The 13417-nt window shown below is 66.1% G+C and carries 14 protein-coding genes; 5 read left to right on the top strand and 9 right to left on the bottom strand.

The genetic code is table 11. From position 1 onward, the window contains the following. Positions 1–5 precede the first annotated feature (5 nt). Both BLQ28_RS16585 and BLQ28_RS16590 read right to left on the bottom strand, forming a co-directional pair. The gene (locus BLQ28_RS16585; protein WP_143012498.1) at positions 6–551 is read right to left on the bottom strand and encodes a hypothetical protein; all 546 of its coding nucleotides are present in this window, start codon (positions 549–551) and stop codon (positions 6–8) included. A 60-nt stretch (positions 552–611) separates the two neighbouring features. Beyond that, the gene (locus BLQ28_RS16590; RefSeq protein WP_093241370.1) at positions 612–1547 is read right to left on the bottom strand and encodes a LysR family transcriptional regulator; all 936 of its coding nucleotides are present in this window, start codon (positions 1545–1547) and stop codon (positions 612–614) included. Between the two features lie 108 nt (positions 1548–1655). On the opposite strand from BLQ28_RS16590, the gene ilvD reads away from it, so the two are divergent. Then, positions 1656–3350 carry a dihydroxy-acid dehydratase gene (ilvD, locus tag BLQ28_RS16595; protein WP_093241372.1) on the top strand — a complete coding sequence of 565 codons (1695 nt, stop codon included), beginning with the start codon at positions 1656–1658 and terminating at the stop codon, positions 3348–3350. 108 nt (positions 3351–3458) lie between these two features. Here the strand turns inward: ilvD and BLQ28_RS16600 are convergent, their stop codons facing one another. Then, positions 3459–4280, bottom strand: coding sequence for a DUF3592 domain-containing protein (locus BLQ28_RS16600; RefSeq protein ID WP_093241375.1), 822 nt, complete (start codon positions 4278–4280; stop codon positions 3459–3461). A 60-nt stretch (positions 4281–4340) separates the two neighbouring features. Then, the gene (locus tag BLQ28_RS16605; protein WP_093241378.1) at positions 4341–4595 is read right to left on the bottom strand and encodes a TIGR04438 family Trp-rich protein; all 255 of its coding nucleotides are present in this window, start codon (positions 4593–4595) and stop codon (positions 4341–4343) included. A gap of 106 nt (positions 4596–4701) precedes the next feature. On the opposite strand from BLQ28_RS16605, the gene BLQ28_RS16610 reads away from it, so the two are divergent. Further along, the gene (locus tag BLQ28_RS16610; protein ID WP_093241382.1) at positions 4702–5007 is read left to right on the top strand and encodes a c-type cytochrome; all 306 of its coding nucleotides are present in this window, start codon (positions 4702–4704) and stop codon (positions 5005–5007) included. 9 nt (positions 5008–5016) lie between these two features. Here the strand turns inward: BLQ28_RS16610 and BLQ28_RS16615 are convergent, their stop codons facing one another. Both BLQ28_RS16615 and acs read right to left on the bottom strand, forming a co-directional pair. Further along, positions 5017–5517, bottom strand: coding sequence for a Signal transduction histidine kinase (locus BLQ28_RS16615; RefSeq protein WP_093241385.1), 501 nt, complete (start codon positions 5515–5517; stop codon positions 5017–5019). A 143-nt stretch (positions 5518–5660) separates the two neighbouring features. Continuing rightward, a complete protein-coding gene (gene acs / locus BLQ28_RS16620) occupies positions 5661–7658 on the bottom strand; it encodes an acetate--CoA ligase (protein ID WP_093241387.1) in 1998 nt (665 codons plus the stop codon). Between the two features lie 145 nt (positions 7659–7803). On the opposite strand from acs, the gene BLQ28_RS16625 reads away from it, so the two are divergent. Further along, positions 7804–8439: a YqhA family protein gene (locus tag BLQ28_RS16625; RefSeq protein WP_093241389.1), complete on the top strand. Its 636-nt coding sequence runs from the start codon at positions 7804–7806 to the stop codon at positions 8437–8439. A gap of 39 nt (positions 8440–8478) precedes the next feature. Here the strand turns inward: BLQ28_RS16625 and BLQ28_RS16630 are convergent, their stop codons facing one another. Next, entirely contained in the window at positions 8479–9396 is a 918-nt protein-coding gene (locus BLQ28_RS16630) for a LysR family transcriptional regulator (RefSeq protein WP_093241391.1), read from the bottom strand. Positions 9397–9503: 107 nt separating this feature from the next. Between BLQ28_RS16630 and BLQ28_RS16635 the strand changes: the two genes are divergently transcribed. Beyond that, positions 9504–10121, top strand: a complete 618-nt coding sequence (locus tag BLQ28_RS16635) for an NAD(P)-dependent oxidoreductase (RefSeq protein WP_093241392.1) — start codon at positions 9504–9506, stop codon at positions 10119–10121. Between the two features lie 60 nt (positions 10122–10181). On the opposite strand, the gene fumC is transcribed toward BLQ28_RS16635, so the two are convergent. Next, entirely contained in the window at positions 10182–11579 is a 1398-nt protein-coding gene (gene fumC, locus BLQ28_RS16640; protein ID WP_093241394.1) for a class II fumarate hydratase, read from the bottom strand. 219 nt (positions 11580–11798) lie between these two features. Continuing rightward, positions 11799–12032 carry a hypothetical protein gene (locus BLQ28_RS33000; RefSeq protein WP_093241397.1) on the bottom strand — a complete coding sequence of 78 codons (234 nt, stop codon included), beginning with the start codon at positions 12030–12032 and terminating at the stop codon, positions 11799–11801. A gap of 103 nt (positions 12033–12135) precedes the next feature. On the opposite strand from BLQ28_RS33000, the gene proV reads away from it, so the two are divergent. Further along, positions 12136–13398, top strand: coding sequence for a glycine betaine/L-proline ABC transporter ATP-binding protein ProV (proV, locus tag BLQ28_RS16650; RefSeq protein ID WP_093241399.1), 1263 nt, complete (start codon positions 12136–12138; stop codon positions 13396–13398). Positions 13399–13417: the final 19 nt, after the last annotated feature.

The raw sequence follows: 13417 nt of genomic DNA on the forward strand, positions 1-13417 counted from the left end.
TCAGGTCAGCGCGCCTTCATGTCCTTGCGCCCGTAAGGAAGGCTCTTGACCAACCGGAACTTGCCCTTGGTGAACTCGTAGAACGCCACCGTGTCACCGCTGCCGCCCTCCGGCTGCTCGATGTTGATGTCGCCCGCAAAGACCATCAGGCGACTGGTGAGCTTGAAGATGAGCTCTTGCCCGTCCTCCTTCTCGAACTCGGGCTTCAGCGGATACGCACTCGAGAGCACCACCGGCAGCCGCGTGGCATGCCCCGTGGCCGCATCGATCACCGCGCCCATGTTGCATCCGCCGCTTCCGCAGCCCCAGCGCACCACGATGTAGCGACCCGCGAAATCCGGCTTGCTCGACTCGAGCGCGTTCCTGAGCCGGGTGCGGAAGAGCTTAGCGAACTCGCTGTCGATGACCAGTGCGTGGTTCGCTCCGGTGTAGGGCGCATCGGCCGGATAGTCCTTGAACTGCGGCGCCGCAGGCTGCGCCTGCACGGCCATCGCGCACAACGCTGCCACTGTCAAAGCGCAACGGACGATGAAAGAGGATGCGGTCTTCATGCAGTTCTTCTTTTCTTCTTTGAGTGAGTGAGCGCACCGACGCGGCGCCGACGCCGCCGTTTATAGCTTGAGCTCGCGCACGAACGCCACGAAGCGCTCCAGCGCCGGGTTGGCCGCCCCGGCGGGCCACACGAGGCTGGTTTCGCAGGCGGGCAACGCCGGTGCGCTGCGTCGCCGCGCGGCCGGCGCGAATTCCGCGGCGCGCCGGTACACGACGCCTTCGCGCCTGAACTGCGTGACGCTCTCCGGCACCCAGGCCACGCCGATGCCGCCCGACACGAGGTTGACGATGGTCTGCATCTGGATCGCCTCTTGTGCGAGCTGCGGCACCCGGCCGGCCGCGTGGTACAGCGCAAAGATCGCGTCGTGCAGCGAGGGCACGATGCGGCGCGGAAAGATCACCAGCGGCTCGGCCAGCACGTCGGCCAGCAACAACTTCTGCGTGCGGGCCAGCGCATGCCGGGCCGGGAGCGCCAGCACCAGCGGCTCTTCGGACACGGCCAGCCGCGTCAGTCCGGGCGGCGCCGCGCCGGGCGAATGCAGCATCAGCCCGGCATCGATCTCGCCGCGCGCGAAGGCTTCGAGCTGCACGTCGCCGGTGGCCTCGACCAGTTCGAGCGCCACCTCGGGGCAGAGCACGCGAAATTCGCGCACCCAGGCCGGCAACTGCTCGAAGCCCACCGTCGACACAAAGGCGATGCGCACGCGGCCCACCTGCCCCGCCGCCGCCGCGCGCGCCCGCGCCGGCAGCGCCTGTGCGCGGGCCAGCAGCTCGCGAACGTCGGGCAGCAGCGCCTCGCCGGCGGGCGTGAGCGCGACGCGCCGGCGGGTGCGGTCGAACAGCACCACGCCCAGCGTTTTCTCGAGCTGGGCGATGGCCTGCGTGACGGGTGGCTGCGTCATGTGCAGCCGCAGCGCGGCCCGGCCGAAGTGCAGCTCTTCGGCCACGGCGACGAACTGGCGCCAGGCTCGCAGGTCGATCAGGGCTTCATTCATATGCCAAGCATATCAATCCATGCTTCAAATTGGATTGGAACCAATCAATCAGAAGTCCGATACTCGGTGCTCCCCGCGACACCCACTCCCCACGACAGAAGAGACACCATGGACACCAAACCGATCCAGATCAACCGCCGCAGCGCCAACATCGTCGAAGGCAAGAGCCGCGCGCCCAACCGCTCGATGTTCTACGCCATGGGCTACGAAGAGAGCGACTTCAAGAAGCCGATGGTCGGCGTGGCCAATGGCCACAGCACCATCACGCCTTGCAACTCGGGCCTGCAGAAGCTGGCCGACGCGGCCATCGCGGGCATCGAGGAAGCCGGCGGCAACGCGCAGGTGTTCGGCACGCCCACCATTTCCGATGGCATGGCGATGGGCACCGAAGGCATGAAGTACTCGCTGGTGAGCCGCGAAGTCATTTCGGACTGCATCGAAACCTGCGTCGGCGGCCAGTGGATGGACGGCGTGCTGGTGGTCGGTGGCTGCGACAAGAACATGCCCGGCGGCCTGATGGGCATGCTGCGCGCCAACGTGCCGGCCATCTACGTGTATGGCGGCACCATCCTCCCCGGCAAGTACAAGGGGCAAGACCTGAACATCGTCAGCGTGTTCGAAGCCGTGGGCCAGAACGCCGCCGGCAACATGAGCGACGAAGACCTGCACGAGATCGAGAAGCGCGCCATTCCCGGCACCGGCTCGTGCGGCGGCATGTACACGGCCAACACGATGAGCTCGGCATTCGAGGCGCTCGGCATCTCGCTGCCCTACTCGTCGACCATGGCGAACCCGCACGACGAGAAAGCCAACTCGGCCAAGGAATCGGCCAAGGTGCTGATCGAGGCGATCAAGAAAGACCTGAAGCCGCGCGACATCGTGACCAAGAAGGCCATCGAGAACGCCGTGGCGGTCATCATGGCCACGGGCGGCTCGACCAACGCGGTGCTGCACTTCCTGGCGATCGCGCACGCGGCCGGCGTGGACTGGTCCATCGACGACTTCGAGCGCATGCGCAAGAAGGTGCCGGTGCTGTGCGACCTGAAGCCCTCGGGCAAGTACCTGGCGGTCGACCTGCATCAGGCCGGCGGCATTCCGCAAGTCATGAAGGTGCTGCTGAACGCGGGCCTGCTGCATGGCGACTGCATCACCATCAGCGGCCAGACGATTGCCGAAGTGCTGAAGGACGTGCCCGATGTGCCGCGCGCCGACCAGGACGTGATCCGCCCGATCGACAAGCCGATGTACGACGAAGGCCACCTGGCCATCCTGAAGGGCAACTTGTCGCCTGAAGGCGCAGTCGCCAAGATCACGGGCCTGAAGAACCCGGTCATCACCGGCCCGGCGCGCGTGTTCGACGACGAGCAGTCGGCGCTCAAGGCCATCCTGGACGGCAAGATCGTGGCCGGCGACGTGATGGTACTGCGCTACCTCGGCCCCAAGGGCGGCCCAGGCATGCCCGAAATGCTGGCACCCACCGGTGCGCTGATCGGCGCGGGCCTCGGCGAAAGCGTGGGCCTCATCACCGACGGCCGCTTCTCGGGCGGCACCTGGGGCATGGTGGTCGGCCACGTCGCGCCCGAAGCGGCAGCCGGCGGCACCATCGCATTCGTGAACGAAGGCGACTCGATCACCATCGACGCACACAAGCTGGTGCTCGAACTCAACGTGCCCGAAGCCGAACTGGCCAAGCGTCGCGAAGGCTGGAAGGCCCCGGCGCCGCGCTACACGCGTGGCGTGCAGGCGAAGTTCGCGTTCAACGCATCGAGCGCCAGCTCGGGCGCTGTGCTCGACAAGTTCTGATCCTTCGGGAAACACCGAGGAACCGGCTTTGCCGGGCCTCTGGTGTTGCCCCCGGTAGGGGGTTGGAAAAGTGACACGAAGTGCACGCAGCTTGGGGGCGAGCCTTGTCTACCCCATCATCCACGCGCCGTAGCCGAAGGCCAGGAACCCGAGGCCAACGATCGCGAGGATGCTGCGGAACTGGAAATCCGTCGCCGGTGGCAGGCTCTGCACGATGAAGTGCAGCATGGCCCCGGCGCCGATGGTCATGAAGCCCGCACCTAACTGCTTCGCCAAGCTCGGATCGGGATAGAAGAACACGAGCGCGAAGCCCGCGAGAAACACGAAGTTCGCGAGCACGGTGCCGCGCGTGCGCCAGCGTTGCTGTGCCGGCGTAGGGTCGCGCGTTGCCCGAAGCCCATCCTGGTGCCGGCTTTCCCTGACCGCCATGCCGGTGAAGAACAGGCCGAACATCGTCGGAAATCCGCCGAAGATGCCCAGCCCCCAGACGATGCCCCACATGTTCTGGAAATCGGCCACCAACGCCTGCGCCGGGTCGGCCTTGCTGTAACGCACCTCGACCGGGTCGCCCCACTCCTTGTCGCCAAGGCCACCGCCCAGCCCCTTGACGCGACGCTTCAATCCATCGGATGCGGTGTATTCGACGATGGGTGCACGCGTGACGATGGTGCGGCCGTTGCTGTCCTTGCTGCGTTCTTCCACGAACTCGACCAGGCTGCCCTGCACGCTGGCCGTGCCGGCAATCGACTGGTAGCGGTGCCAGCCGACCGTGACCGCACCGTACAGGCCCGCGCAGCCGATCAGCAGCGCACCGACGCCGACACCCCAGAAGAAAGTCTTGAGCCACCCCACGAGCCCGCCGATGGCCGGCCCGACCAGCAGCGAAAGTCCGAAGACGAGCAGTGCACGGGTAGTGGCCTGGTCATCCATGGCGCACCTCCTTTCGGCATGGGGCGCGGGTCTGTCAGGCCGGAAGCGGCAGTGCCGCGCTCAGCGGCGCGGGGGCTGGCCGTTGCTGGTCTTCATGCCCATGTTGGTCTTCTGACGGTCGATGCGTGCCTGCCTGCGCTTTGCTTCCCGCTCCATCACCTTGCGCTTGGTGTAGCCCGACGAATCGGCCCAGGCCCACCACGCGACGGCCATGGCGAACGGCGACAGCACGATCCACCAGCTCCAGCCGGCGACCATGCCGATTTCGAAGTACTTGAGGGCAATGCCCAGCAGGCCCAGCAGCAAAAACAACATCGCGAATCCCCCGGGGTTTGTGGCAACGCATCCGGGCGCCAGTGCACGGCGCTACCTACAATCGCGTTGCATCGAATGTAACTCAGCCCTTACGAAATACATCCCCATGAAAAGAGTCCTATTGTTGGTCGCCCTGGGCCTCGGCGTTGCGGCCCCCGCCTTCGCCGATCTCGCCCTGGCCACCTCGAAGAACTGCATGAGCTGCCACGCGGTCGAGCGCAAGGTGCTCGGGCCATCGTTCAAGGACGTGGCCGCGAAGTACAAGGACGACAAGGGCGCCGTCGACACGCTCGCCGCCAAGATCATGAAGGGCGGCTCCGGCGTGTGGGGCCCGGTGCCGATGCCGGCGAACAACCAGGTCAGCGAAGCGGATGCGAAGAAGCTGGCGGCCTGGGTGCTGTCGACGAAGTAATAACCCGCATCAACCCTGCGGGTTGATGTCCACCGGCAGCGGCCGGCGCTCGATGCGGTCTTCGAGCTGGCCGATGTGCGCGGCCACGGTGTTGTCGGTCTGGTCCGAGCGCAAGCGGACCGCCGCTTCAAGCTGATCCATGCGCGCCAGCAGCGCCGTGTGACGGTCTGCGTTGTGCGCCATGTGTTTGTTCTCCTGCGCTTCGAGGAAGTTGCGCAACTCGGTGAAGCGCGAGGCCTCGGCCTTGTCGGCAAGGTCGCGCTGGACCTGCATTTCCTTCGTGTGGCGCTTGGTGTCGAGCAGCACCGAGCTGTGCAGGTACAGCACATAAACCAGGAAGAAAGCGGCAAGCACGCCGGTAAGCCCCAGCATGATCAGCCCCAGCGGCGCCGAGACGGTCATGAAGCCGAGCCACACATCGGTGGGTGCCGACAGCGTTCCCCAGTTCAGGGCAGCAAGTGCCGCGATCAGCAGCACGATGACGAACAGGAAAGCGGATCTCACGCCCATGGGGGCCTCCTTCGGAAAGATCGAACACATCGGAAACTCCCGCGCGCGTCGAGGCGCGCGGTGACTGCGATGGTTTTACCTCACTGAAGAGGCCTCTTCGGCGCAGATGGCCGCACAAACGGCCATGTCCTACAGAGGGCGGATCAGTTCGTCTGCGACAACTGTTCCAGGATCGCCGGGTTCTCCAGCGTCGAGGTGTCCTGCGTGATCGCCTCGCCCTTGGCGATGCTGCGCAGCAGGCGCCGCATGATCTTGCCGCTGCGCGTCTTGGGCAGGTTGTCGCCGAAGCGGATGTCCTTGGGCTTGGCGATGGGGCCGATTTCTTTCGCGACCCAGGCACGCAGCTCGTTGGCGATCTGCTTGGCTTCCTCACCGGTCGGGCGGCTGCGCTTGAGCACGACGAAGGCGCACACGGCCTCGCCGGTCACGTCGTCGGGACGGCCCACCACCGCGGCTTCGGCCACGAGGTCGGTCTTGGAGACGAGGGCCGATTCGATTTCCATGGTGCCCAGGCGGTGCCCCGACACATTCAGCACGTCGTCGATGCGGCCGGTGATGCGGAAGTAGCCGCGGTCGGCGCTGCGCACCGCGCCGTCGCCGGCCAGGTAGATCGTGCCGCCCATCTCTTCGGGGAAATAGCTCTTCTTGAAACGCTCGGGGTCGTTCCAGATGGTGCGGATCATCGAGGGCCAGGGCCGCTTGATGACCAGCATGCCGCCTGCGCCGTTGGGCAGGTCCTTGCCGGTCTCGTCGACGATGGCGGCCATGATGCCCGGCAGCGGCAAGGTGCACGAGCCCGGCACCAGCGGCGTGGCGCCCGGCAGCGGCGTGATGACGTGGCCACCGGTCTCGGTCTGCCAGAAGGTGTCGACGATCGGGCACTTCTCATGGCCGATGTTCCGGTGGTACCACATCCACGCCTCGGGGTTGATCGGCTCGCCGACCGAACCGAGGATGCGCAGGCTCGACAGGTCCCAGTTCTTCGGGTGCACCTTCTCGTCGCCGTCGGCGGCCTTGATGAGCGAGCGGATGGCGGTGGGCGCGGTGTAGAACACGCTGACCTTGTGCTTCTCGATCATCTGCCAGAAGCGGCCTGCATGCGGGAAGGTCGGGATGCCCTCGAACACCACCTGCGTGGCGCCGGCCGCGAGCGGGCCGTAGGCGACGTAGGTGTGGCCGGTGATCCAGCCGATGTCGGCCGTGCACCAGAACACGTCTTCTGGACGCGAGTCGAAGGTCCAGTCCATCGTGAGCTTGGCCCACAGCAGGTAGCCGCCAGTGGCGTGCTGCACGCCCTTGGGCTTGCCGGTGGAGCCCGAGGTGTAGAGGATGAAGAGCGGGTGCTCGGCGTTCACCGGCACGGGCGGGCAATCGGTGCTCTGGCCCTTCAGCGCTTCGGCGAAGGTCTTGTCGCGGCCCTCGACGCGGTTCCACGCGGTGGGCGTGCGCTCGTACACGAACACGGTCTTGATCGACTCGCAGCCACCGAGCGCGATGCCGTCGTCCACGATGGCCTTCAGCGGCAGTTCCTTGCCGCCGCGCAGCTGGTAGTTGGCGGTAATGACCGCCACGGCGCCCGCGTCGATGATCCGCTCCTGCAGCGCCTTGGCCGAGAAGCCGCCGAACACCACGCTGTGGGTGGCGCCGATGCGCGCGCAGGCCTGCATGGCGATCACGCCCTCGACCGTCATCGGCATGTAGACGATGACGCGGTCGCCCTTCTTGATGCCCGCGGCCTTCAGCGCGTTGGCGAACTGGCTCACGCGGGCGAGCAGTTCCTTGTAGGTGACGTTGGTGACGGTGCCGTCGTCGGCCTCGAAGACGATGGCGGTCTTGTTCTCGACCGGGGTGCCGATGTGCTTGTCCAGGCAATTGGCGCTGGCATTGAGCTCGCCGTCGCCGAACCATTCGTAGAACGGGGCCTTCGATTCGTCGAGCGTCTTGGTGAACGGCTTGGTCCACTGCAGGTTGCCCTTGGCCAGCCGGGTCCAGAACCCTTCGAAGTCCTGCTCGGCTTCCTTGCACAGCGCCTCGTAGGCGGCCATGCCGGAAATTCGGGCGCCTTCGGTGGCACGGGCGTCGGGCGGGAACACGCGGTTCTCGACCAGGACGGATTCAATGTTCTTCGATGCGCTGCTCATTCTCATGTCTCCTGGATGGATGCGGCCGTAATGTCGGCGGGCCCACTTACGGGCTACTGACGGCCCGATGTTAGTTCGCGGGGTTATCACGAGTACGACACGGGGGCACCCCTAGAATCGCCGGTCTTCCACGAACCTCCACCCGATGTCCGCGCCCGATCCTTTCGACCCTCTGAACCCGCCCGCCCCCCGGACCATGCCGATGGGGCCGCTGCCCCGGCTGATCTTTGCGAGCCGCTGGCTGCAACTGCCCCTGTACCTGGGCCTGATCGTGGCGCAGGCGGTGTACGTGGTGCACTTCCTGGTCGAGCTGCTGCACCTGGTCGAAGCCGCGTTCGGCAGCCAGACCGCGCTGCAGGCCCTGATCACCAGCATCGGCTACAAGACGACCGCGCCGGTCGGCGCGCTCAACGAGACGGTGATCATGCTGGTGGTGCTGGCACTGATCGACGTGGTGATGATCTCCAACCTGCTGATCATGGTGATCGTGGGCGGCTACGAGACCTTCGTGAGCCGCATGAACCTCGAAGGCCACCGCGACCAGCCCGAGTGGCTGAGCCACGTGAACGCCTCGGTGCTCAAGGTGAAGCTGGCCACCGCCATCATCGGCATCAGCTCGATCCACCTGCTCAAGACCTTCATCAACGCGGACAACTACACCGACCGCGTGCTGATTGCGCAGACGGTGATCCACATCGCCTTCCTGCTCTCGGCGATGGCCATCGCCTATACCGACAAGCTGATGACGGCGAACGCGGCGCAAGGCGGCGCCCCTCACTGATCCTTCGGCGGCGGGCGACGCGCCTGCCGCTTCGCCTGCCTATCCTGCGTGCGGCAGGTCCCACGCAGGCATTTCGGTGAAGCGCTCGGCCAGAAAGTCGAGCATGGTGCGCAGCGTGGCCGGCATGTGTTTGCGCGAGGCGTAGACGGCATACATGCCCACCACCTGCGGCTCGAAATCGGTGAAGAGCGGCACCAGTTCCCCGGCCTGAACCAGCTCCGACGTCAGGTAGGTCGGCAGCATCGCGATACCCGCCCCCGACCGCGCCAGGTACATCAGGCTGGCCGCATCGTTGGTCGACACGTTGCCACCCACGGCCACGGACACCGGCTCCCCATCTTCCTTGCGCGTGAAATTCCAGAGGCTGCGCCCGAAGTAGGAATGCGTGAGGCAGTTGCGCTGGGCCAGCTCTTCCACCCGCAGCGGCTTGCCATGCTCCTGCAGATACGCCGGTGATGCGCAGACCACCGAGCGGCACACGGTGAGCCGTCGTGCGATCAGGTTGGGATCGATCTCGACCGCGACGCGGATGGCCAGGTCGATGCGCTCGTCCACCAGGTTCACGGCGCGGTCCAGCAGCACAAGGTCGACCGCCACACCCGGATAGAGCCGCACATAGTCGGCCACCGCATCGGCCAGCTGCGCCTGCGCGAACGAGGTGCTGGCGGTAATGCGCAACTGGCCGCGCGGCGCCTCGGCCGGATGGCGCACCGCAGCCTGCATGTCGCCCGTCAACTCCAGCACCTGGCGACAACGCGGCAGCAGCTCTTCGCCCGCGGCCGTGAGGCTCAGGCGGCGCGTCGTGCGGTGCAGCAGGCGCGCGCCGGTCCATTGCTCCAGTTCGGCCACATAGCGCGTGACCACGGGGCGGGACATGTCGAGCTTGTCGGCCGCGGCCGAGAGGCTGCCCGAATCCACCACGTTCACGAACACCCGCATTGCGTTCAATCGATCCATATGAACGATTTTAGAAATAAAGAAACGCGCAATTCGAGGTATTTCTTTCGAAAGCAGAAACCTAAGATGCGGCTCATCCCTTCCCAACTTTTTGACTGGAGTCCCTCATGAGCCACATCGCCATCATCGGTGCCACCGGACGCGCCGGCGGCCGCCTTCTCGAAGAAGCGCTGCGTCGCGGCCACACCGTCACCGCCATCGCCCGCAAGGCCAGCGAGAAGCTGTCGGGTCGCGCCAACGTGAAAGCCGTCGACCTCGACGTGCTCGACGCACCCGCGCTTGAAAAGGCACTGGCCGGCCACGACGCCGTGTTCAGCGCCGCGCACTTCGCCACCGTGCCGCCCGCAGCCGTCATCGGTCCGGTCAAGCGCGCGGGCGTCAAGCGCCTGCTGGTGGTCGGTGGTGCCGGCAGCCTGTTCGCGGCGCCGGGCCTCAAGGTGATCGACACGCCGAACTTCCCCGATGCGTACCGCGCCGAAGCCTCGGCCGGTGGCGTGTTTCTCGATGCGCTGCGCAACGAGAAGGAACTCGACTGGACCTTCCTGTCGCCCTCCGCCGAATTCGTCGAAGGCGAGCGCACCGGCAAGTTCCGCCTGGGCAAGGACGACCTGCTGGTGAGCGCCGAAGGCCGCAGCTGGATCACCTTCGAGGACTACGCGATCGCGTTCATCGACGAGCTGGAAAAGCCCGCGCACTCCCGCCAGCGCTACACCATCGGCTACTGATCGGCCGGCAACAAAAAAAGGACCCTCGCGGGTCCTTTTCTTTTTCAGGGGTGCTTCGACTCAACGGCCGGTCATGTTCTCCGGTACCACCCACTGGTCGAACTGCTCGGCCGTCAGGTGCCCCGAGGCAATCGCCGCGTCGCGCAGGCTCGTGCCTTCCTTGTGCGCCTTCTTCGCGATGTAGGCCGACTTGTCGTAGCCGATGTGCGTGTTCAGCGCCGTCACCAGCATCAACGAACGCTGGACCAACTCGGTGATGCGCTCGCGGTTCGGCTTGATGCCCACCGCGCAGTGGTCGTTGAAGCTCACCATGCCGTCGGCCAGGAGGCGAACGCTCTGCAGGAAGTTGTGCGCGACCATCGGGCGGAACACGTTCAGCTCGAAGTTGCCCGAGGCGCCGCCGATGTTGATGGCGACGTCGTTGCCGAACACCTGCGCGGCCAGCATCGTGACGGCTTCGCTCTGGGTCGGGTTGACCTTGCCCGGCATGATCGACGAGCCGGGTTCGTTCTCGGGAATGCTCAGCTCGCCAATGCCGCTGCGCGGGCCGCTCGCGAGCCAGCGCACGTCGTTGGCGATCTTGTTCATGCTGGCCGCCAGCGTCTTCAGCGCGCCGTGCGCATGCACCAGCGCATCGACGCTGGCCATGGCTTCGAACTTGTTCGGCGCAGTCACGAAAGGCAGGCCCGTGAGCTTCGCCAGTTCGGCCGCCACCTGCACCGCGTAGCCCTTGGGCGCATTGAGGCCGGTGCCGACGGCCGTGCCGCCCAGCGCCAGTTCGCACAGGTGCGGCAGCGCGGCGCGCACGTGGGCCTCGCCGTGCGCCAGTTGCGCCACGTAGCCCGAGAACTCCTGGCCCAGCGTGAGCGGCGTGGCATCTTGCAGGTGGGTGCGGCCGATCTTCACGATGTCGGCGAAGTCCTTCGACTTCTGCTCCAGCGTGCCACGCAGCTTGGCGATGGCCGGCAGCAGCTTGTGCGTGATGGCCTCGACGGCGGCCACATGCATGGCCGTGGGGAACACGTCGTTGCTCGACTGGCTGCGGTTGACGTCGTCGTTCGGGTGCACCAGGCGCCCTTCCCCGCGCTCGCCGCCCAGCAGCTCGCTGGCGCGGTTGGCCAGCACTTCGTTGACGTTCATGTTGCTCTGCGTGCCCGAGCCGGTCTGCCAGACCACCAGCGGGAACTCGCCCGGGTGCTTGCCGGCAATGACTTCGTCGGCGGCGGCCACGATGGCGTGCGTCTTCTTCGCGTCCTGCAGGCCCAGCGCATGGTTGACCACGGCCGACGCGCGCTTGACCTGTGCCAGCGCCTTGATGATCTCGCGCGGCTGCTGCTCGCCGGAGATGTCGAAGTTCTGCAGCGAGCGCTGCGTTTGCGCGCCCCACAGCTTGTCGGCCGGCACGTCGATCGGTCCGAAGGTGTCGCGCTCGGCACGGGTCTTGGGGGAAGTCGTCATGAAAAAAGCTCCGCAGTCTTGGGAAAAAATGCACCCGCTCGCCGGGCGCGGCACCGAGTATCGCCCCGATAAGAACAGCTCTCATCTGACGAGGACTTTGCCTCGGGTCCGACATCACCTTACGCCTGTCGGATTGACAGACTTCATGTCAAAAAGTTATGATCGAGAGCTTCCGAGGACCTATAAGTCATGTTGATGACGCTGTAGGTCCCGCCTGCACTACTCGCGGATCTCGAATCCCGTCGCGGTGCCAGGTTCATCCGCCGGGCCCAGCCCGGCAAACCGGCCGGATTTTTCCGGCCCCATTGCCACGTCACGCTCCTCCAGGCGGCGCCCCTCGACCAGGCCCGTCGCTCTGCGAATGAAGCATCCGGCGGGCACTGGTTTCGTCGCCATGTCGTCTTCAGTGCCTGTCGGCAGCCTTTGCGGCTCGCCGGGCCATTGCACGCGCATTCATCACGCGCTCTGTTCGGGCAGCCTCGCCGGCTGATGGCGTGGCCGTTGCCGCCCTGCGGGGCGGCGCCGTGTCCACCCTCACACAAGGAGCCCGCTGCGTATGGCCAAAGGAATTCTCATCGACCACGTCTTCAAGGTCTTCGGCGACGAGCCGGAGCAAGCCCTGGCGCTGGTCCGGCAGGGCTTTTCCAAGAAAGAGATCCTGGCGCGCACGGGCCAGTCGATCGGCGTGTTCGACGCCACCTTCGAGATCCAGGCCGGAGAAATCTTCGTCATCATGGGTCTCTCGGGTTCGGGCAAATCGACGCTGGTGCGCCTGCTGAACCGGTTGATCGAGCCGACCGCCGGACGCATCGTGATCGATGGCGCGGACATCAACGAGCACTCCGACGCCAAGCTGCGCGCGCTGCGCCGCAAGGACATCAGCATGGTGTTCCAGTCTTTCGCGCTGATGCCGCACATGACGGTGCGCGAGAACACCGCCTTCGGCCTCGACCTCTCGGGCACCGGCAAGAAGGAGCGCCTTGCGCAGGCCGACAAGGCGCTGGCGCAAGTCGGGCTGGCGGGCTGGGGCGACAGCTACCCCGACGAGCTGTCGGGCGGCATGCAGCAGCGCGTGGGCCTGGCGCGGGCACTGGCGTCCGATCCGTCGATCCTGCTGATGGACGAGGCGTTCTCGGCGCTCGACCCGATCATCCGCACCGAAATGCAGTCGGAGCTGCTGCGGCTGCAGCAGGAACAGCGCCGCACCATCGTCTTCATCTCGCACGACCTGGACGAAGCCATGCGCATCGGCGACCGCATCGCCATCATGAAAGACGGGCAGGTCATCCAGGTCGGCACGCCCGACGAGATCCTGCGCAGCCCCGCCGACGACTACGTGCGCAGCTTCGTGCGCGGCGTGGATGCAGCGGCCGTGTTCAAGGCTGCGGACATCGCCCGCAAGTCGCTCACGGTGGTGTGCGAGCACCCCGAGCGCGGCGCCCGCGCGGCGCTCAAGCTGCTGGAGGACCAGGACCGCGACTATGCCTACGTGACCAACCCGAACAAGCGCTACCTGGGCACCGTGTCGGCCGACACGCTGCGCTCGGCGCTCGACGGCCACTCGGGCCCCCTGGGCCTGCGCCATGCGTTCCTGAACGACCTCGGCGTGATCGAGGCGGATGCGCCCGTGGCCGGACTGATCGGCCAGGTGGGCCAGGCGCCTTGCGCAATGCCGGTGGTGGCAAGCGACGGCCGCTTCTGCGGTGCGATCAGCAAGACGACGCTGTTGAAGTTCCTCGACCGCGACACGCCGCCGATCGACCCCACGCACCAGCCCCAGCAACCCGTGCCTGCATCCGTGACCGCCGCTGCGGCCTGAACGACTTCGAAGGATCTTT

The sequence above is a fragment of the Variovorax sp. EL159 genome (assembly GCF_900100965.1).
Lineage (GTDB): Bacteria > Pseudomonadota > Gammaproteobacteria > Burkholderiales > Burkholderiaceae_C > Variovorax.